The sequence below is a fragment of the Shewanella sp. 1180_01 genome, from assembly GCF_052850535.1.
In genome coordinates this window covers 38,875-59,916 of sequence record NZ_VXCT01000001.1, presented here as the reverse complement: position 1 = coordinate 59,916, position 21,042 = coordinate 38,875, and the positions used below count along the sequence as shown (strand labels likewise).

Sequence of the window (21,042 nt, the reverse complement as noted above, 5' to 3'; positions counted from 1 at the left end):
GGCTTAATATTGTTTATATCGTAGCGCAATCATCCTTTATGCTTTTTCAGAAGCGCCGACAGCCCTCGATGGTTCGGTAACCGCATTACTCCTGCGAATAAGCCCTGTCATAGTCGAACCTTGTACTAGAATAGAGAATACGACGACGGTATAGGTCATTACTAACAATAGTTCCCTCAGCTCCACACCACCAATAGCATCTATGACAATCCCCTCAGGTAAACTCATCGCCATCGCGAGTGCTAATCCTCCTCTTAAACCACCCCAAATCAGAATCGTCTCTGCATAGGGGTTGTAAGACTTAAACAGCCTAAAGCCGAGATAAGGCAATACCACACTCACGGCACGCGCCAATAACACCAATGGAATAGCCACAAACATAAACCACCACAATGGTGCTTTAAAAGTGACTAACAAAAGCAGTAAGCCGAGTAGTAGGAAAAGTAATGCATTGAAGAAAGATTCAATCAGCGACCAAAATGTCAGTAGTTTTACTCGCTCGTGGCGGGCAAAAAACTTAGGCACACTGAAATTACCTATGATGATACCTGCACTCACCATGGCTAAAGGCCCAGAAACCCCAAACACTTCCGCCATTACGTATCCCGCGGTTGGGATCAGCAAAGTGACCAACATCAATTGCGTTTCTTCCTCGCAATAGCGGAAAAAATGATGCAGCAGAAAACCAAGAACGCCACCATAAATAACCCCGCCTACCGCCTCACGAATAAATAACTCAGAGATATGGACAAACGTCAGCGGTTCAGTGGAGAAGGCTAATTGCGATATCGCCACAAAAATAACTAACCCTATGCCATCGTTAAATAAAGATTCACCTTCCACTTGGATAGCAATATCTTCCGGCGCGCCCATTTTCTTTAAAATAGCCAAAACGGCGATGGGATCGGTTGGCGAGATCAAGGCGCCAAACAGCAAGCAGTGGCTGAGTTGTAGCGGTAGACCCAACATAGGCGCGACCCAAAATAACAGTCCTCCTATGATAAAGGTCGATAATAAAGTGCTGACAAAGGCGAGGATTAAAATCTCCCACTTCTGATGCCTCAGTATTTTTAAACGGATCTGCAATGCGCCGGCAAAGAGTAAAAAACCTAACATGCCATTGAGCAGCAAGGCTTGAAAATCGAGCTTCTCTAAGCCTGAGACAAAATACAGATAAACATGCCCACCTAAGGCCTTTCCCCCTAGGAGTAATAACAAACTCATGCCTAGGGCGATAGCCGTAATGGCCACAGTTTCCTGCAGTTTATGGACGCGTGAAGAGATAACTGAAGTGACTAGCGCCAAGGCGCAGAGGATACACAAAATTTGGTAACTGGACATAAGAGCCTCTAAAAATCATCAATTTAGAGACTCTAGCACAAGTTTAGATTTCTAAACCATCCAATAGACTTAACCACCCTTTAATGATCCTGTGGCAAAACCAAATGATCCCAAAGAGATAAATCGAAAGACTGAGCCAAGTTAACGGCACGCAATAGCCGAGCACTAACAAGCCAAGAAAGGCGACATTAGAATGCCGTTGCCAACGCAAATGCGACGCCAATAATGGATTACCATGGGATTGACGTTGGGAAACATTAATGAACAAACTTAGCAGCACGGGAAGTAATAATAAGGGAAAGCCCGACATCAAGGCGTACAACAAATGCCCCAGAGAACGGTCTTCAATTTTTGCGGCATAAGTGGTTGTCATTGTCATTGAGAGACTCCAGCCAGACTAATGGACTAGGCGCAAACATCATACGCCCTTGTCATTAACCTTACGTTCTCACTGAGATAAGCGCAACTAAGGATTAGAAATATTTCCATCCATTTAAGAATAAGCCTGATAAGCCCTTTGTAACTGTCACTAATTAATCAGCGCGCTAGAGTTTAAGTGTCACATCGGATGTTAACGTTGTAGAGCAAGCCAGTACAAAACCCGCGTCAATTTCCGCGGCGCTGAGCGTCATCACACTCGTCGATACGGTTTCTCCCTCTAAGACTTGGCATTTACAGGCGCCACACACGCCCGAACGACAGGCAGCAATAATCGGTAATCCTTCAGACTCTATTCCCTCAAGTAGACTTTGCCCTTGCATTAGCCTTGTGCTGCGATCGCCAATGACTAAGTTAAAAGTAGGCAAAGTAAAAGCCCCTGCTTGTGGATTTTCATCTATTTCAGACGACTTTGCTTGCATGAGCTGATTACGTGCGGCTTTCTCTGCGGTGGCAAAACTCTCATGGTGCAACCGACTCATATCAAAGTTGAGTTCGGCCAATAACGCTTTTACTGCCTGCATATAAGGCTCGGGCCCGCAGAGATACACCGTTCGCTCAGCAACATCAGGCACTAAGGTTTGCAGCATCTGTGCAGTTAATCGCCCTATATCAAAACTTATCTTTGGGGAGAATAAAAGTGATGCTGCCGCCGACTCCAGCGCATAACTGAGCTTAAACGCATTAAAGCGGTTCGCCATCGTCTCCAATGACGATTTAAAAATGATATCGGCCTCTGAGCGCGCACTGTGCACAAAGGCAATATCGGCATCAATTTGAGTGTCAGTTAGATAAAGTGACATCGAATACATGGGCGTAATGCCGCAACCGGCACTCAAAAACAAGTATTTCGTCGCGGGGATATCAACTAAGTTAAATTGACCCATAGGTGGCAGCACTTGCACACGCAGGCCTGGCTGCAAGTGGTCAATAAGATAATTAGACACCAGTCCACCCGCCACACGCTTAATCGTCACCATCAAGGAATAGGGTCTCGATGGCGATGAGGACAAGGTATAACTGCGGCACACTTGCTCGCCGTTAATCTCGATCACAAAGGTCATAAACTGGCCGGGTTTATAGTCAAACTTCATCGGCTCGCCCGCTTGAAAACGAAAACTCACCACATCGACGGTTTCATTCCAACGTTCGACGCACACCAGTTCGCTAAGCGCTGGTCCGTTTCGCGCTGGCTCGGCGTGCACCAATGGACTAACACTCTCAGGTTTATGGGGCAAAGCTGATATTGCCTCTGTCATCACACTCAAATTTATCGCATTCATTACATTCTTACCTGCAACACACTGCGGTTTCAACTCCCGGTAAAACCGAAAGCAAAACCGCAGTTAAGCAACCACTCATTGCGGATTTAAGCCACGATATTCAGCGGACCTCAGCAATGAGCACCGACGGATTTACGCCACGTTCAACATGGTCTTTAAATCGGCCTCAACTGTGGTGGTATTACGTAAACCAAACTTTTCTTCCAAAATTTTGGCTAGATTAACGGTTAAAAATGCTGGTGGTGTAGGGCCTGTGCGAATGTTTTTTACGCCGAGTGACAACAGTGTCAGTAACACCACAATGGCTTTTTGTTCGAACCAAGAGAGCACTAAACTCAATGGTAATTCATTGATATCACATTCGAATACTTCAGCTAATGCAATTGCTAACTGAATCGCAGAATAGGCATCGTTACACTGGCCCACATCGAGTAAACGTGGAATACCGTTAATGTCACCAAATTCGAGTTTATTGAATTTGTACTTGCCGCAGCCTAAGGTCAAAATTAATGAATCCTTAGGCGTCGATTTCGCAAGTTCAGTAAAGTAGCTTCTGTCGGCCTTGTCACCATCGCAGCCGCCGACGAGGAAGAAGTGTTTAATCGCGCCACTTTTTACATTTTCAACCACTGCTGGCGCAGCCGCCATCAAGGCATTGCGGGCAAAACCAATCGTGATAGTGTGGGGAATTTCATCATAGATAAAGCCTTCTAGTGCCAACGCCTTATCAATCACAGCCGAGAAATCATCGCCTTCGATATGCACCACCCCAGGCCAACCAACTATGCTGCGGGTAAAGATACGATCGCTATAACTGCCCACATTGGGGTCGATAATACAGTTGGACGTCATCACCACAGCACCGGGGAAATTGGCAAACTCTTGCTGCTGATTCTGCCAAGCACTGCCGTAATTACCGACAAGGTGTGGATATTTTTTAAAGGCTGGATACGCCAATGCTGGCAGCATTTCGCCGTGGGTAAACACATTAATACCCTTACCGACGGTCTGCTCAAGGATAAGCTCTAAATCCTTCATATCATGACCAGAGACCAGGATTGCCTTGCCCTTAACTGACTTAGTATTGACCACTGTAGGTTCAGGGTGACCAAAGGCCTGAGTTTCACCCGCATCAAGCATCGCCATAATGCGGTAGTTCAACTGACCAATATCCATCGCCGTGGTAAATAGTTTATCGCCATCGACACTCGGCTCACCTAAGAAAGACATGATTTCATGAAAGCGCCCTGCTACATCGGCATCAGTCTGCCCCAACACGCGGGCATGCTCCATATACGCAGCAGCACCTTTAAGGCCATATAAACACAATAGTCTTAACCCCATGATGTCCTCATGAACGTCATGCTTATCTTTATTCAGCAGCGCAATCGGTGCCTGCGCTAGCATTTCAACCTTACTGGTCCCCAGCACTAACTGAGCGACTTGCGGCACTTGCTCAGCAACAATGCCTGCTTGTTCACAAGCCGCTTCGTAGGATGCCTTTAGCTGAGTTCGATACTTAGCCGCTTGCTGCGCATAGGCCATAATGCGCTCGTCATCAAAGTTGACGTTGGTAAGGGTAGAGAAAAAGGCTTTAGGCACGAAGCTGTCAATCTCAGCATCGATAATGCCTTGCTCGCGGGCTTTAACGGCATAAACAGACACGCCTTGCAGCATGTAAATCAGCAAGTCTTGCAGATCTGACGTTGCCGCCAACTTGCCACACATACCTTGGGAATAACTACAACCATTGCCAGCGGGTGTACGAATGGTTTGCTCACATTGAATACAGAACATGGATAGACTCCTAATTTAAATTCATGCTTTATTTTTGCATGTTTAAAACTAGTCTACCTAAACACACCATAAGCGACAGTCATTTTTAGAATGAGATGCTAAATGTTAGAGAAAGATCACTTTAAGTGATCGCTAATATAAGCAATCAAACCTGCCAAAAATTCATAAAAAAACGCCCATCAATGATGGGCGTTTTAAAGAATAACTTGTTATTTATTAATTGGTTTTCATATCATTTACCGATTGCAGCATAATACGACTTTCACGCTGAAATTGGGGAGCAAAATCCCCAAACCATTTAGCGACGGTTTGGAACTGCTTAATAAACTCGTCCCTGTCACCGCGTTTTAGCAGCTCCAACGCCTCACGGTAGTTATCTAAGTAATCGCCGATTGCATGTTGGCTATCTTGCTGGGCAAAAATAATATCGGCGTAAAGCTCTGGGCTTTGAGCGAATAATCGCCCTACCATAGCCAATTCTAAGCGGTAAATCGGCGAGCTAAATTGCAACAAAGTATCAATATCTGCCTCTTCCTTGCACAGATTCAAACCATACACAAAGGTCGAGAAGTGGCGCATCGCCTGCACTAACTGCATTGCACTATCATGACGTTCAGGTTCTGCTTCGACAATCCGTGCGCCCCAAATGCTAATCTGCTCGAGTAGCCATTGGTATTTTTCCGGCGAGCGACCGTGGCACACCACCACGACTTGTTTCGCCAGGCTGCCCACATCGGGACCAAACATAGGATGGAAACCGACGACAGGACCAGAATGCGCCTCAAGCATGGCTTTAACCGGCTCGGTCTTGATGGAGGTCAAATCCGCCAGAATGCAGTCGGCTGGTAATTGGGTCAGCTTTTCGCGAATAAGCTCGCAAGTAATCGCAATCGGCACAGTCACTAACACCATGCCCGCATCGGAAAATAGGCTATCTGCTTGCTGCCAATCGTCTTTATCGAGCAGATTCACTTGGTAGCCAGATAAGGTCAGCATTTGTGAAAACAGTCCACCGAGTAGCCCTTTACCGCCGACAATCACAACTGAGCCGAGATCTTTTTTAACTTGCTTAAAGCCAACATCTTTTTCATTGAGATAAGACTCACGCATCAAGCGGCGTAAAATATCCTCAATTAATTGCGGTGCAATCCCCATGTTTTTCGCTTCTTCGCGGCGTTTAGCGAGCATGGCGGCTTCACGCTGTGGTGCATAAATCGGTAAACCGGCGCCGTGTTTCACTGTGCCCACTTGCGCCACTAGATCTAAGCGCTTACGCAGTAAATGCAATAATTGCTGATCGACACCATCAATCAGGCCGCGAAGATGTTCTAATTCGGCCGTTGTTTTTTCATTCATACCTGAGTCCATTAAGCTGTCGCCAATTTAAGCGTTAGCTACTTTAAGCATATCGAAGCGTGCCGGGAGTATTGAAGATAACTTCACCGCGCCGTCACGTAAAATAGTTTCTGTTTTTTCCCAGTTAATACAGGAATCTGTCACAGATACTCCGTAAGCTAACTCGCTTAATGGCTTATCACAGCTTTGATTGCCTTCATTTAAATAGCTTTCAAGCATAACGCCGATGATCGATTTATTGCCGTTATAAATCTGCTCGAACACATCTTCACACACAGGCTTTTGGCGGCTGTAGTCTTTGGATGAATTGCCGTGGCTGCAATCGATGATCAAACGTGCATTGAGTTTGGCTTTGTGAAGCTGCGCCTCACATTCTGCCACGCTTGCGGCATCGTAGTTGGGTGTTACGCCGCCGCGTAAAATCACATGACCATCGGGATTGCCCGCAGTTTGTAATAAGGCGACTTGGCCCTGTTGGTTAATGCCCATAAATCTGTGACTGCTGGCTGCTGATTTTAGCGCATTAATCGCCACATCGAGCTTACCATCGGTGCCATTTTTAAAGCCAACTGGCATAGAAAGACCCGATGCCATTTCCCTATGGGTTTGCGATTCAGTGGTGCGGGCACCGATGGCCGACCAAGTCACTAGCTCAGAAATGTACTGAGGGCTGATAGGATCAAGCGCTTCAGTGGCGACTGGTAGCCCTAATTCGGCCAACCAAATCATCAGCTCACGGGCCATTTTCAGACCTTTTTCGACATCGAAGGATTCATCCATATCGGGATCGTTGATCATGCCTTTCCAACCGACCGTAGTACGCGGCTTTTCAAAGTACACTCGCATTAAGATGTAAAACTCATCACTGAGTTCATCGTGCAAGGTTTTAAGCCTTAAAGCGTATTCCTTAGCGGCGGCGATATCATGGATGGAGCAAGGCCCGGTGACGATCAATACTCGATTGTCGCGCTTATGGACAATATCAGCCACGGTTTTGCGGGCATTGAGGATATAACGATAAGCATGCTCAGAGAGTGGCAAGGCATTTTTAAGCTCTTGCGGTGTGATTAAGACTTTTTCTGAACTGATGTGTACGTTGTTAATCGTATCTTGTTGCATGCTTACCACCTAAGACTTAGTGTTTAACCCAGTTGTCGAAGCAGGACTTCAAGTCAGCTTGGGCATTCATTTCGGAAGAAAAATAGCGTAAATCCATCGCAATGCACTCTTGTAACGCTACACCATTACAACCAGGCGACCACTATGCCTGTTCATTCTCTTTAGATCAAGTATAAATACTCAAAAAACAGCAACAAAAAACCGCCACTAGGGCGGTTTTCTGTGCGAACACTACGTCTTGTTTTCTGTAGCGGTAACTATTACTTAGTTGCCAGCTTCTCACGGATACGTGCAGATTTACCTGAACGATCACGCAGATAGTACAGTTTGGCGCGACGAACGCGACCACGACGCTTAACTTCAATGCTAGCGATCAGTGGGCTGTGCGTTTGGAAAGCACGCTCAACACCTTCGCCATTAGAGATTTTACGTACTGTGAATGCAGAGTGCAGACCACGGTTACGCTTAGCAATTACAACGCCTTCAAAAGCCTGTAAACGCTCTTTATCGCCTTCTTTAACACGAACCTGAACTACTACTGTATCACCAGCACCAAACGCAGGTACGTCTTGTTTCATTTGCTCATCGTTGAGCATTTTAATGATGTTGTTCATAACTTACTCCGTTCTAGAATTAACTGAGCTACGACTAAGCATGCTTGTTCATTGCTTCAACGAACTGCGCTAATAGAGTCGTTTGTTCGTCAGTCAGAGCTAGATTTTGCAATAATTCTGGCCGTCTCAGTAAAGTCCTACCAAGGCTTTGCTGTAAACGCCAGAGTCTAATTTGTTCGTGGTTGCCACTTAGCAGCACTGCCGGTACATCAACACCATCAAGGCTTTCAGGGCGAGTGTAATGTGGACAATCCAGTAAACCGTCGGAGAAAGAATCTTGCTCCGCCGAAGCTTGTTTTCCTAGCACGCCAGGAACCAATCTCGATACTGAATCTATCAGGGTCATCGCCGGTAATTCGCCGCCCGAAAGCACGTAATCTCCTATCGACCACTCTTCATCCACTTCCGTTTGAATGATGCGTTCATCAATACCTTCGTATCGACCACAGACCAAAATCAAACGTGATGATTGAGCCAACTCAGTGACGCCTTGCTGATCCAGCTTGCGTCCTTGAGGTGACAAGTAAATCACCTTCGCACCTTCACCCGCTGCGGCTTTCGCTGCATGAATGGCATCGCGCAAGGGTTGCACCATCATCAACATTCCGGGACCACCGCCGTAAGGCCTGTCATCTACCGTATTATGTCTATCATGGGTGAAATCACGGGGATTCCACGTGTGCAACTCGAGCAGGCCGTTTTTCACGGCTCGACCCGTAACTCCAAAGTCTGTCACGGCACGGAACATCTCTGGGAACAGGGTTATTACCCCTAACCACATCTGTTGTACCTCGACTTAGAAGTCAGGATCCCAATCCACTAAAATCTGTTTACCTTGCAGGTCCACCGTTTTGATGAACTGCTCAGGGACAAAGGGGATCATACGTTCCACTTTGCCGAAACTATCTTTAGCGTTGGCTTTAACGAGTAATACGTCGTTCGATCCTGTTTCCACGATCTGATCGACAATTCCCATGTTATAGCCAGTTGTATTGACCACTTCGCAACCGATGAGATCACGCCAGTAGAATTCATCTGCTGGCAAATCGTTCATCTGTTCCGGCAAAATCGCAATCTCACAATTTGTGAGCATTTGCGCTTGCTCCCGTGTTTCTACGCCATCAAGTAAGGCAACAACGGCCTTGCCTTGATAACGCCACTGGGTGACCTTTATTTCGCGCCACTCACCATTTTCTTTAATAAGCCAAGGCGAGTAGTCAAAGATACCTTCAACAGAATCGGTATAGGCGGTGATTTTCAGCCAACCTTTAATGCCATGACAGGAGCCTAATTTCCCCAGTACGACTGGCTGTTGGTTACTGCTCATCAATCTATACCTTAACGCTATTAAGCAGTTGCTTTACGAGCGTCTTTGATCAATTTTGCTACGCGTTCTGTAGCAGCTGCACCGTTAGAAACCCAGTGCTCAACGCGAGCTAGGTCTAAACGTAATGTTTCTTCTTGGCCACGGGCCAATGGGTTGAAGAAACCTACACGCTCAATGAAACGACCGTCACGAGCGTTACGGCTATCAGCAACAACGATGTTGTAAAATGGACGCTTTTTGGCGCCGCCACGAGCTAAACGAATGGTAACCATGCGTTTTCAATCCTCTAATGATTTGCTTTGAAGCAAAAATAAAAACTGGAACCCCGTGTTCGCGAAGAGTCCCAGATAGAAAGCCGGAAGATTTTACCTGAGTTTCCAACTAATGCAACCAAAGATGGCGATTATTACGCCTGCGTCCTTCGTAAGCGGTTCATTGTTACCAGAGTCAACCGACTGATAAAGTGCTAGGTTTAACTAAAAATGTCCGATTAACGGCCTGGAAATTTCATTCCAGGCGGCATCATGCCACGCATTCCGCGCATCATTTTTTGCATGCCGCCCTTAGCAGACATTTTTTTCATCATCTTTTGCATTTGCGTAAACTGTTTCAATAAACGGTTTACGTCTTGGATTTGCGTGCCAGAACCCGCAGCAATACGACGCTTGCGTGAGCCCTTGATTAAATCAGGGTTCTTACGCTCTTTGGACGTCATCGAATTAATGATGGCCTCCATTTGGCCTGTCATCTTGCCGTCTTGGATTTGCGCTAAGGCTTCTGGGGGCAATTGACCCACACCGGGCAGTTTTTCCAGCATGTTCATCATGCCGCCCATGTTTTTCATTTGCTGTAACTGCTCACGGAAATCTTCTAAATCGAAACTGCCACCCTGCTTCACTTTCGAAGCCAGTTTCATGGCCTTTTCTTTATCGACGCCGCGCTCAACTTCTTCGATAAGCGATAACACATCGCCCATACCCAAAATACGCGAAGCAATACGATCGGGATGGAACGGTTCTAACGCGTCGGTCTTTTCACCGACACCGAGGAATTTAATCGGCTTGCCAGTAATATGACGAATCGATAACGCAGCACCACCGCGCGCATCACCATCGACTTTGGTTAAGATAACCCCTGTCAGTGGCAAAGCTTCGTTAAACGCCTTAGCCGTATTCGCCGCATCTTGACCTGTCATAGCATCCACAACGAACAAGGTCTCAATAGGCTTGACCGCAGCGTGTAAGCCTTTGATCTCGTCCATCATGGCTTCGTCGACGTGCAGACGACCCGCGGTATCGAGGATCACCACATCGATGAACTTTAATTTAGCGTGGGCAATCGCCGCTTTCGCAATGTCGATTGGCTTTTGGCTGACGTCCGATGGGAAAAACTCCACCGCGACTTCTTGCGCTAACGTCTCAAGCTGTTTAATCGCCGCTGGGCGGTAAACGTCGGCACTGACCACCAATACCGATTTTTTATGGCGTTCGCGTAAAAATTTACCCAGTTTGGCCACACTGGTGGTTTTACCCGCACCTTGCAGACCCGCCATCATGATCACGGCTGGCGGCTGAGTGGCTAAATCTAAGGCTTCATTCGCCTCGCCCATGGATTTTTCAAGTTCACTTTGAACTATCTTAATGAAGGCTTGACCAGGGCTTAAGCTTTTAGAGACTTCTTGGCCAACGGCACGTTCTTTTACATTATTAACGAATTCGCGCACCACAGGCAGGGCAACATCGGCCTCCAGCAGTGCCATACGCACTTCGCGCAGGGTTTCCTTAACGTTTTCTTCAGTTAAGCGACCACGGCCACTGATATTTTTCAGTGTGCGTGACAGTCTGTCGGTTAGGTTCTCAAACATCGTCCTGTTCTATACCTTTAAGAATCTCGATTGATGGGCTGTATTATAACGATGCATGCGCATTATGCTACTGCTGCACCCATCTTGATTGTGGTTAAGTGTTTTACTTGCGCTGAGTCATGTTTTATTGTCGTTAACACACTATTTAACCCTAACAATAAGAATCTGCTAAATTTTGCAACTCATGTCACTGCCCATTTGCCGACAGCTCATGTTATTCTAGGGAAAATATTGATCTGTATGCCCCGTTTATAAGGCACCTTTAACTACACAAATAGGTTAATTACCCATGGTCATCTTTTCTGCCTCAGCCATGTTTTTTTATTGCATTGCATTGGTACTAGTGACGAGTCGATTGTTCCACCCCGACGGTCCGAATCGCCGCGCCGTCGCAGGCATAGCAGCCATTGCGGTCATTCTGCATGCTGCTGCATTATCCCAAGTGATTTTCACCACCGATGGGCAAAACTTTAGCCTGACGAACGTGATTTCCTTAGTGAACTGGATTATCGCCTTTACTTTTACAGTGTTGATGTTCAGGCTGAAGGTGATCGTCGTAGTGCCCGTGGTTTACGCCTGCTCTGTGCTCTCGGTCGCCCTACTCTGGTTATTACCGCCTAAGTTCATCACGCATTTTGAGCTTTATCCTGAAGTATTAGCCCACGTAGTATTGTCACTCATGGCCTACAGTGCTCTGATGATTGCCGCCCTGTATGCGATACAACTGGCGATGATCCAAAATAAGCTGAAGAAAAAACAATTTATGCTGAGCCCAGGTATTCCGCCACTGATGACAGTTGAGAAACAACTTTATCATTTAGTGATTATTGGCGTTATCTTGCTCAGTTTGTCACTCGCAACTGGCTTTATCTTTCTTGAAGACATGTTCGCCGATGGCAAAGGTCATAAGGCTATCCTGTCGATAATGGCTTGGTTTGTATACATAACTATGTTGTGGCAACAGTATTGGGTCGGCTGTAAAATTCGTACCGCAGTCATTTACACTTTGACTGGCGCCACCTTGCTTTCGCTCGCTTATTTTGGCGCGCGCATTGTCAAAGAGTTAATCCTCAACTAAACATTTAAGTCGGCAAAGGCAGTTAATGCCGCTACCGACTTGACACTTTTTTTAAATGTCGGTATTTATTTAAGTTTACTGGCCATATTGGAGCCTTTTTTGGACGCTATATCGACAAGCGCACTCCTGATCGTTTTACTAGTGCTTATCCTATTCTCTGCCTATTTCTCAGGCTCAGAAACCGCCATGATGACACTCAACCGTTACCGTCTACGCCACTTAGCCAGCAATGGCCATAAAGGGGCGATTAGAGCTCTGAAGTTGCTTGAGCGTCCAGACCGTTTGATTGGCTTAATCTTAATCGGCAATAACTTAGTCAATATTTTAGCATCGGCCATCGCCACTATTATTGGTATGCGTCTCTGGGGGGACTTAGGTGTCGCCATCGCTACCGGTGTACTGACACTCGTTGTATTGGTATTTGCTGAAGTCACCCCCAAAACCATCGCCGCACTAAATCCCGAACGTATCGCCTTCCCCTCCAGCATACTGCTGCGATGGTTGTTGATCCTATTAGCGCCCTTCGTAAAAGGCGTTAACCTCATCACGTCAGGCTTTTTACGTTTGATGGGAATTAAAACCGTCAATAGTAGCGATGCGTTGAGCCAAGAAGAGTTGCGCACTGTCGTACATGAAGCTGGGGCTCTTATCCCCCAACGTCACCAAGAAATGCTGTTATCTATCCTAGATTTAGAGAAAGTCACCGTTGAAGACATTATGGTGCCGCGCTCAGATATCTACGGGATTAACGTCAATGACGAGTTTAAGGTCATCAATCGTCAGGTGATCCAAAGTCCACACACCCGAGTGTTAGTGTATCGCGACACAGTTGACGATGCGGTGGGCTTTATTCATTTGCGCGATGCCCTGCGATTACAATCGAAAGAGCAATTTAGTAAGTCATCTCTGCTGCGCGCAGTGAAAGAGCTCTATTTTGTGCCTGAAGGTACGCCACTCAATGTGCAACTGGCTAACTTTCAACAGAACAAAGAGCGCATCGGCTTAGTGGTTGATGAATATGGCGATATTCAAGGTCTGGTGACGCTCGAAGATATTCTCGAAGAGATTGTCGGCGACTTTACTACTTCAATGTTAACCACGCCGAGTGAAGATATCAAAGTGCAGCAAGATGGCAGTTACTTAGTCGATGCCAGCATTACCATTCGCGATTTGAATAAAGAAATGAAGTGGAACTTCCCGACCGACGGCCCTAAAACCCTCAACGGTCTGATCCTAGAATACCTAGAGGAAATCCCCTCTGCCAACACCAGTTTACGTTTAGCCGGTTATCCTTTAGAGATCATAGATGTGGCAGAAAATATGATTAAAACTGTGCGTATCATACCGCTGCATTATCACCCGCCCAGAGCTTAGCTTTCGATTTGCCCCATAAAAAATCGGCCGAACCACATACTAATATGTAGTCCGGCCGGCTGCTCCCCCGAGCAATACTTTTCCCAAGTGATGTAACGAGTTAAATCTTTTTGGCCTCAAGTGCGCGGCGCTTTTCAACCGCCATCGGCGTTATCTGGGCATTGAGCGCCTTTTCTAAGCCCAACATAAAATACACTTCCGCCATCAAGAAGAATGGCCCAATTAATAACTGACTCAAATCATCTACAAAGGCAGGCTTGGCTTTTTCATATTTATGGCCAATTAACTGGAACACCCAGCCCACCACAAATACCCCTAGGGCAAGCCAAGTGGCACCGGCAATATGCGCCGCCCATTCAGTTGTGAGCAGTACAGGAACCATAAATAAGATCAGCCCCATTGAGAGCCTTAAGTGTAAACGGACATAGTAGGCCGACACTAACACGCCGACAATCAAGGCTAAACTGGTCTCGCCCAGACTGCCCAGCGGAATACGTACAGTGGCCAGCAACAGGAAAGCAGACCAAATAATCAGTGGGATGCCAATAAAATGGGTCTGAATATTACGGTGATTTAAATGCACACTTTTGTAGGTCGATAACTGCTCTGCGGCGGATTTCATGTCGGGTTCCTCTTCATTTGCCCCTGCTTTTAACTGCGCCAAATTGAGCGACGCGCAAGCCATAAACTAGCGCAAAACAATTAAGCTGAACAGTAAAAGTAAACTAATTGTTGCACTTTATTGTTTGGTACTTATTTTGATACCCATCCAGAAATAAAAAAAGGAACCCTAAGGTTCCTTTTTGATAGACGACAAACACCAACTCGGGTTTATTGAGACTCTATGATTACCGTCGCAATCGCATAGGATTTTTCATCGGCAATAGAGATATGCCCAACCGTCGCTTTAAGCTGCTGTAAGCGCGCTAAAGCACCCTCGGTAAAGTGAATCGTCGGCGCACCATCCTCATTGTTGCCAATGTGAATATGCTGAAACGACACGCCGCGGCCAATACCCGTACCGAGCGCTTTGGCTGCGGCTTCTTTGGCGGCAAAACGCTTGGCAAGATAACGGCTTGGCTGACTATGGGCAATATAAATGGCCAACTCAGCCTCGGTCAGCACACGTTTAGCGAGCTTGTCGCCTGCGCGCGCCACATGCGCCTGAATACGCTCAATCTCGACGATATCTGTGCCTAGGCCGACAATCGCCATTATTCGCCTCGACGACCTTCAAGCATTAACACTTTCATGTCTTTCACTGCTGTCGCTAAACCGTCAATCGCGGCACGTGCGACAATCGCATGGCCGATATTGAGTTCATATAACTCAGGAATCGCCGCAATGGGTTTCACATTGTGATAATGCAAACCATGACCCGCGTTAACCACTAAACCTTTGCCATGGGCGTATTTGGCCATTTCGCTAATACGCGCTAACTCAGTGGCTTCTTGTGCTTCCGTTTTCGCATCGGCATAACAGCCAGTGTGGATTTCGATAAGCGGTGCGCCAGAGGCAACAGCGGCATCGATTTGGGTTTTATCAGCATCGATAAATAAGGAAACTTGAATGCCCTCAGCGGCTAAACGAGTCACTGCGGCAGTAATTTTATCTAACTGCCCTGCCACATCTAAACCGCCTTCAGTAGTAACTTCTTGACGTTTTTCTGGCACTAAACAGACATAGGTCGGCTTAATATCACAGGCGATATTAAGCATTTCTTCGGTCACCGCGCATTCGAAATTCATGCGGGTTTTCAAGGTTTTCGCCAGCAGATACACATCGCGGTCTATGATGTGGCGTCTGTCTTCACGTAAATGGATAGTGATGCCATCGGCGCCAGCATGTTCAGCAACGGCGGCGGCATGCACAGGATCAGGATAACTAGTGCCACGTGCCTGACGCAGAGTAGCAATATGGTCGATATTCACGCCCAATAAGATACGGCTCATCGGGAACTCCTTAATGTTGAACGCTGATATTGCGGCTTATTGTACTTAGGCTTACACAAAAAAACAGGAGCTAGGGCGAATTATTCCCATCAATCTTGGTTGGCGTGGCAGCGCTGACGAACAATTGTCGGCTCAGCAAAGGTTTAGTCCCGAGTAATGGCTTTAACAGGGAACGCATCAATAACTTAGCGCTCAAAAAATGCACATCGGTGAGTTGATTATCGTTAAGCGCCGTCAACATAGCACCTTGATAGGCATTGCGAGCACGGGAGTTGAGCACAAATTGAAAGCCTAACTCAGGCACGAGCTGGTAATAATCTTCAGCAACGAGTGGTTCGCCCTGAGTATCGCGGCTAAGCGAAGGCATAAAACCTAATTCCCGCAGCAAGGCGAGCTCAATATAACGCAGTTGGGATTGGCAAAACTTCGCGGCAAGGCCGACTAAGGCTTGATGATAAATGAGGAACAACTCTTCGGCGTTGTGCTGCACAGACAAAGTGCGAACCAATAACTCATTGATATACATGCCAGCAAACAAACTTTGGCCAGATAGAGGCACAGCAGGTGCAGCGGCTTCGACTTGGGTTAAGGTTTTTAATTCAGACTTACCGCTAAATTCGAAGATCAGCGGTTGAAAGGGCTGGAGAATACTCTTGATAGAGCGCTTACCGCTGCCGGTTCGGGCAACCACATCGACCCGTCCAATGCCGTCAACTAAGAGGTTAACTAAGACACTAGACTCTCGATACGGACGATGATGCAGAACATAGCCACGTTTCATCGGTAAGCGCGCTCGCTGGAATTAATGCTTAATCGTCGCCGTAACCTAAGCTACGCAGGGCGCGTTCATCATCGGCCCAACCAGATTTCACTTTCACCCACACTTCGAGGAAGACTTTATTATCAAACAAGGTTTCCATGTCTAAGCGGGCTTGAGTCGCAATAGTGCGAATACGTTCGCCCTTGCTACCGATCACCATACGTTTTTGACCTTCACGCTCAACGAGGATCAGGGCATTGATTTGATAAACGCCATTTTCCATCATCTTAAACTGTTCGATCTCAACCGTCGCATCATAGGGTAATTCATCACCTAGGAAGCGCATCAGTTTTTCACGCACAATTTCCGACGCCATAAAACGTTGCGAACGGTCAGTAACATAATCTTCAGGGAAGAAGAAAGGTCCCTCAGGAATCGATGCCGCTGCCAGTTCTAAAATTCGCTGGACGTTAGTGCCCTTGCTGGCTGAAATCGGCAAAATTTCATCGAAAGGATATTTTTTGGCGACTTCTTCCAAATACGGGAATAGTGATTCTTTGTCTTTGATATTATCGACTTTGTTGATCGCCAGAATCGTCTGACGCTCTTCGCCGCCACGGCGTAACTTGCTGAGCACCATCTCATCATCGGCGGTCCATGTCATGCCATCAACCACAAAAATCACCATAGCCACATCGGCAAGCGAACTGGCCGCTGCGCGGTTCATCAGGCGGTTAATCGCCCGCTGCTCTTCAATGTGCAAACCCGGTGTATCGATAAACACAATTTGCTTAGGACCATCGGTATGAATACCCATGATACGGTGGCGCGTCGTTTGCGGCTTTTTAGAAGTAATACTCACCTTCTGACCAAGCAAACGGTTGATTAACGTCGATTTACCGACGTTAGGGCGACCAATGATCGCCACCATGCCACAATAAGTGACATCGTAATGGGCCGACGGCGTTGGCGCGGCCGCATTCATCCTTGCCAGTAATTCATCTAAACTCGGCTCAGTTGCCGCTTTTGCAGCATCAATACCTGACAAGTCTGTTTTTTTGGTCATTTCTTTAGTAACTCCAATACTTGAGCGGCCGCGATTTGCTCGGCTTTACGGCGTGAACTCGCCACACCAATGACGCTTTGGCTCAAGTCTTCAATACGACATTCAACGGTAAATGTCTGATCGTGGGCATCGCCTTCTATGTTGATTACTTGGTAATCAGGCAGCGGCTTTTTAAACCCTTGTAAATGTTCTTGCAGTAAGGTTTTCGCGTCTTTCTGGCTGATCCCAGGTTGGATTTCGGCCAAACGCTCGGCATACCATTTCAGCAATAATGCACGGCAAACTTCGAGATCGGAATCAAGGTAGACGGCGCCAATAATGGCTTCAACCGCATCGGCAAGAATCGACTCGCGTCTAAATCCACCACTTTTTAATTCGCCAGGACCGAGATACAAATAATCGCCGAGCTTAAATTCTTGGGCGATGATCGTTAAGGTATCACCGCGCACTAAGGTAGCGCGCATCCGGCTTAAATCGCCTTCGGTCGCCTTCGCAAACTGATGATATAACGCATCAGAAATCACAATAGATAAAATTGAATCACCTAAAAACTCTAAGCGCTCATTGTGTTTATTTGCCGCACTTCTGTGAGTTAGCGCTTGAGTCAACAGCTCAATATTCTTGAACTCATAACTTAAAGTACGACACAAACGTGGCAAATTTTTAATCGGTTCCATGCTATTTAATTCCACCTACACGCTCAAAACGCACACCGCTTGGCACCCAAGTTGGGAGGAAGTCGGCTTTTGAACGGTCAAATTCAAAACTAATCCAAATCGCTACCGCTTTACCGACCAGGTTTTCTTCTGGCACAAAGCCCCAGAAACGACTGTCGGTACTGTTATCGCGGTTATCACCCATGGCAAAATAATGGCCTTCAGGAACTAAAAACTCACCCGCAGGTAAATTACCTTCGCGCTTAAAATATCCCAGCATGTCGGGACGACTTGGGTTGATCAAAATATCGTGGGCGACCTCGCCCAGTTGCTCCGTGTAACGCAGTAATGGCACGCCATCTTGGCTATAATCACCACGGCTGATTTCAGTACGGGCGATAACTTGTGGTTCTGGGCAAGCTGTTTGCTCAACGCCACAAGCCTTCTGGATCATCAACTGCTTGTTACGGTAAATAATTCTATCACCTGGTAAACCGACAACACGTTTGATGTAGTCAATTTGCGGATTTTCAGGGTATTTAAACACGATCACATCACCGCGTTTTGGCTCGCCAGTTTCAACCAGTTTAGTGCGCCATACGGGATCTTTAAGCCCATAACTGAATTTTTCCACCAGAATGAAGTCGCCCACTAAGAGGGTTGGCATCATAGAGCCCGATGGGATTTGAAATGGCTCATAAATGAATGAACGCAGGATCAACACAAAGGCAATCACAGGGAAAATAGAATGCGCGGTTTCGACTATGGTCGACTCACGGATGATTTGGTACTCAGCTTCTTCGGTTAACGTCGCTTGCGAGGCCTTGGCTAACGCTAAACTCTCACGACGCTTAGGGGCGAATGCGAGTACATCGACTAACCAAATAAGTCCCGAGATCAGGGTGATTAGCACTAGAATAATGGAAAAATACGCTGCCATTGCTTATTGAACTCCTGCTTTAAAATCATTTAAAGGTGCCTAACTCAGCGAATATCATACTTTAGTTAACTTACCGTATTCGACCTTGGTAAACCAAAGTGATAAACCAATACGATAACCTAACTAAAGCGCCGCAAACAGCGGCGCAATAGTCAACTAAATTGTCATTTCTATGCTAACGATTACTCGTTTAGCTTAAGTACCGCTAGGAATGCCTCCTGTGGCACCTCAACGTTACCCACTTGCTTCATCCGTTTCTTACCCTCTTTTTGTTTATTTAAGAGTTTTTTCTTACGAGAAACGTCGCCGCCATAACATTTAGCCGTTACGTCTTTACGCAGGGCTTTCACGGTTGAACGGGCAATAATTTGACTGCCCACAGCCGCTTGAATCGCGATATCAAACATCTGACGCGGGATAAGCTCTTTCATCTTATCGACTAAGGCTAAACCACGGTGACGAATGTTGGATCTATGGATAACCATAGCCAAGGCATCGACTCTGTCGCCATTGATGAGAATATCTAAACGCACCATGTCAGCGGGATCGAAACGAATAAAGTTATATTCGAGTGACGCATAGCCACGGCTAGTGGATTTCAAACGGTCGAAGAAGTCCATGACCACCTCCGCCATTGGCAGATGATACGTCACAGCCACTTGGTTACCGTGGTAAACCATGTTCACTTGCGTGCCACGTTTTTCAATACACAAGGTAATCACGTTACCTAAGTATTCTTTTGGCACTAAAATGTTGGCCTCAACAATCGGCTCACGCATTTCTTCGATGTTGTTAATCGCTGGTAGATCAGACGGGTTATCAACGTAAATCGTTTCGCCGCTGGTCATCACGACTTCGTACACTACGGTTGGCGCTGTAGTGATCAACTCTAGGTTGTATTCACGCTCTAAACGCTCTTGTACGATTTCCATGTGCAGCAGGCCTAAATAGCCAATGCGGAAACCAAAACCGAGTGCCGATGAACTTTCTGGTTCGAAGAATAATGACGCATCGTTCAGGCTGAGCTTATTCAGCGCATCACGGAAGTTTTCATATTCGTCAGTAGAAATCGGGAATACGCCAGCGTATACCTGTGGCTTCACTTTCTTAAAGCCAGGTAACGGCTTTTCAGCACCGTTTTTGGCTAAAGTTAATGTATCGCCCACGGGCGCGCCGTGAATTTCTTTCAGACCCGCAATCACAAAGCCTACTTCACCGGTTTTAAGTTCGGTTTTATCAGTTTGTTTTGGGGTGAAAATACCGACGCGATCTGCAGTGTGGTTTTGTCCTGTAGACATTACCTTAAACTTGTCACCTTTTTTCAGGCTACCGTGTTTAATTCGCACTAAAGACACTACGCCTAGGTAGTTATCAAACCAAGAATCGATGATCAAGGCTTGCAATGGTGCGTTAGGATCGCCTTCTGGCGGTGGAATTTTGGCAACAATGACTTCTAAAACCTCGTCGACACCGACACCGGTTTTAGCCGAACAACGCACAGCATCCATGGCATCGATACCGACGATATCTTCAATCTCGGCAGCAACACGTTCTGGATCGGCTTGTGGTAAGTCAATCTTGTTTAAAATAGGTACCACATCTAGATTCATATCCAGCGCGGTGTAACAGTTTGCCAGTGTCTGAGCTTCAACGCCCTGACCCGCATCAACCACCAGCAAAGCGCCTTCACAGGCAGCTAATGAGCGCGAGACCTCGTAGGAGAAGTCAACGTGACCTGGGGTATCAATAAAGTTGAGTTGATAGACAAGGCCATCTTTGGCTTTGTAATCCAAAGTGACACTTTGTGCCTTAATCGTAATACCACGCTCACGTTCTAGATCCATAGAATCTAAAACTTGAGCATCCATTTCACGGTCGGTTAAACCGCCACAAACCTGAATAAGACGATCTGATAGCGTCGATTTACCATGGTCGATATGGGCAATAATTGAGAAGTTTCTAATTTGTTTCATTATGCTGCAATGACTAATACTGAAAATGGATACGGTTCAAAGGAGCGAAATTGTACCTGATTGCGGTTTCAATACCAATCACATTCACTCCTACTTAGGACAGA

21 protein-coding genes are annotated in these 21,042 nt (G+C 46.6%); 2 read left to right on the top strand and 19 right to left on the bottom strand.

The genetic code is table 11. The features are described from left to right. Positions 1 to 36: 36 nt before the first annotated feature. The 11 genes from FW758_RS00270 to ffh form a co-directional block, all read right to left on the bottom strand. Positions 37 to 1,341, bottom strand: a complete 1,305-nt coding sequence (locus tag FW758_RS00270; protein WP_446444333.1) for a cation:proton antiporter — start codon at positions 1,339 to 1,341, stop codon at positions 37 to 39. Positions 1,342 to 1,384: 43 nt separating this feature from the next. After that, entirely contained in the window at positions 1,385 to 1,720 is a 336-nt protein-coding gene (locus FW758_RS00265; protein WP_006080796.1) for a hypothetical protein, read from the bottom strand. A gap of 166 nt (positions 1,721 to 1,886) precedes the next feature. After that, the gene (locus tag FW758_RS00260) at positions 1,887 to 3,062 is read right to left on the bottom strand and encodes an FAD-binding oxidoreductase (protein WP_446444332.1); all 1,176 of its coding nucleotides are present in this window, start codon (positions 3,060 to 3,062) and stop codon (positions 1,887 to 1,889) included. 132 nt (positions 3,063 to 3,194) lie between these two features. Then, positions 3,195 to 4,859, bottom strand: coding sequence for a hydroxylamine reductase (gene hcp / locus FW758_RS00255; protein ID WP_446444331.1), 1,665 nt, complete (start codon positions 4,857 to 4,859; stop codon positions 3,195 to 3,197). Positions 4,860 to 5,075: 216 nt separating this feature from the next. Beyond that, the gene (gene tyrA, locus FW758_RS00250) at positions 5,076 to 6,215 is read right to left on the bottom strand and encodes a bifunctional chorismate mutase/prephenate dehydrogenase (RefSeq protein ID WP_446444330.1); all 1,140 of its coding nucleotides are present in this window, start codon (positions 6,213 to 6,215) and stop codon (positions 5,076 to 5,078) included. Positions 6,216 to 6,242: 27 nt separating this feature from the next. Then, entirely contained in the window at positions 6,243 to 7,334 is a 1,092-nt protein-coding gene (locus FW758_RS00245; protein WP_446444329.1) for a 3-deoxy-7-phosphoheptulonate synthase, read from the bottom strand. Positions 7,335 to 7,594: 260 nt separating this feature from the next. After that, on the bottom strand, positions 7,595 to 7,948 hold the full coding sequence (gene rplS / locus FW758_RS00240; protein ID WP_006080791.1) for a 50S ribosomal protein L19: 354 nt from the start codon (positions 7,946 to 7,948) through the stop codon (positions 7,595 to 7,597). 34 nt (positions 7,949 to 7,982) lie between these two features. After that, positions 7,983 to 8,729 (bottom strand): tRNA (guanosine(37)-N1)-methyltransferase TrmD, encoded by a 747-nt coding sequence (gene trmD / locus FW758_RS00235; protein WP_006080790.1) that lies wholly within the window; start codon positions 8,727 to 8,729, stop codon positions 7,983 to 7,985. A gap of 15 nt (positions 8,730 to 8,744) precedes the next feature. Continuing rightward, the gene (gene rimM / locus FW758_RS00230) at positions 8,745 to 9,275 is read right to left on the bottom strand and encodes a ribosome maturation factor RimM (RefSeq protein WP_006080789.1); all 531 of its coding nucleotides are present in this window, start codon (positions 9,273 to 9,275) and stop codon (positions 8,745 to 8,747) included. A 20-nt stretch (positions 9,276 to 9,295) separates the two neighbouring features. Then, positions 9,296 to 9,547, bottom strand: a complete 252-nt coding sequence (gene rpsP / locus FW758_RS00225; RefSeq protein ID WP_006080788.1) for a 30S ribosomal protein S16 — start codon at positions 9,545 to 9,547, stop codon at positions 9,296 to 9,298. Between the two features lie 218 nt (positions 9,548 to 9,765). Further along, positions 9,766 to 11,139, bottom strand: a complete 1,374-nt coding sequence (gene ffh / locus FW758_RS00220; protein WP_006080787.1) for a signal recognition particle protein — start codon at positions 11,137 to 11,139, stop codon at positions 9,766 to 9,768. Between the two features lie 289 nt (positions 11,140 to 11,428). Between ffh and FW758_RS00215 the strand changes: the two genes are divergently transcribed. Both FW758_RS00215 and FW758_RS00210 read left to right on the top strand, forming a co-directional pair. Beyond that, the gene (locus tag FW758_RS00215) at positions 11,429 to 12,217 is read left to right on the top strand and encodes a cytochrome C assembly family protein (protein ID WP_006080786.1); all 789 of its coding nucleotides are present in this window, start codon (positions 11,429 to 11,431) and stop codon (positions 12,215 to 12,217) included. Positions 12,218 to 12,316: 99 nt separating this feature from the next. Beyond that, the gene (locus FW758_RS00210; RefSeq protein ID WP_006080785.1) at positions 12,317 to 13,591 is read left to right on the top strand and encodes an HlyC/CorC family transporter; all 1,275 of its coding nucleotides are present in this window, start codon (positions 12,317 to 12,319) and stop codon (positions 13,589 to 13,591) included. Between the two features lie 100 nt (positions 13,592 to 13,691). Here FW758_RS00210 and FW758_RS00205 read toward each other — a convergent pair whose 3' ends face one another. The 8 genes from FW758_RS00205 to lepA form a co-directional block, all read right to left on the bottom strand. Further along, positions 13,692 to 14,213 carry an Mpo1 family 2-hydroxy fatty acid dioxygenase gene (locus FW758_RS00205; protein ID WP_413472317.1) on the bottom strand — a complete coding sequence of 174 codons (522 nt, stop codon included), beginning with the start codon at positions 14,211 to 14,213 and terminating at the stop codon, positions 13,692 to 13,694. Positions 14,214 to 14,422: 209 nt separating this feature from the next. Next, on the bottom strand, positions 14,423 to 14,806 hold the full coding sequence (gene acpS / locus FW758_RS00200) for a holo-ACP synthase (protein ID WP_446444328.1): 384 nt from the start codon (positions 14,804 to 14,806) through the stop codon (positions 14,423 to 14,425). Further along, positions 14,806 to 15,543 carry a pyridoxine 5'-phosphate synthase gene (gene pdxJ, locus FW758_RS00195; RefSeq protein ID WP_259543805.1) on the bottom strand — a complete coding sequence of 246 codons (738 nt, stop codon included), beginning with the start codon at positions 15,541 to 15,543 and terminating at the stop codon, positions 14,806 to 14,808. Before pdxJ ends, acpS begins: the two co-directional genes overlap by 1 nt. A gap of 70 nt (positions 15,544 to 15,613) precedes the next feature. Then, on the bottom strand, positions 15,614 to 16,324 hold the full coding sequence (gene recO, locus FW758_RS00190; protein ID WP_006080781.1) for a DNA repair protein RecO: 711 nt from the start codon (positions 16,322 to 16,324) through the stop codon (positions 15,614 to 15,616). A gap of 28 nt (positions 16,325 to 16,352) precedes the next feature. Beyond that, complete coding sequence (era, locus tag FW758_RS00185) at positions 16,353 to 17,369, bottom strand: GTPase Era (RefSeq protein ID WP_006085067.1); 1,017 nt, start codon at positions 17,367 to 17,369, stop codon at positions 16,353 to 16,355. Beyond that, positions 17,366 to 18,046, bottom strand: a complete 681-nt coding sequence (gene rnc / locus FW758_RS00180; protein ID WP_446444327.1) for a ribonuclease III — start codon at positions 18,044 to 18,046, stop codon at positions 17,366 to 17,368. The genes era and rnc overlap by 4 nt, the downstream gene beginning before the upstream one ends. A gap of 1 nt (position 18,047) precedes the next feature. After that, positions 18,048 to 18,965, bottom strand: coding sequence for a signal peptidase I (gene lepB, locus FW758_RS00175; RefSeq protein WP_446444326.1), 918 nt, complete (start codon positions 18,963 to 18,965; stop codon positions 18,048 to 18,050). Between the two features lie 182 nt (positions 18,966 to 19,147). Further along, the gene (gene lepA / locus FW758_RS00170; RefSeq protein WP_006080777.1) at positions 19,148 to 20,938 is read right to left on the bottom strand and encodes a translation elongation factor 4; all 1,791 of its coding nucleotides are present in this window, start codon (positions 20,936 to 20,938) and stop codon (positions 19,148 to 19,150) included. Between the last annotated feature and the right edge of the window lie 104 nt (positions 20,939 to 21,042).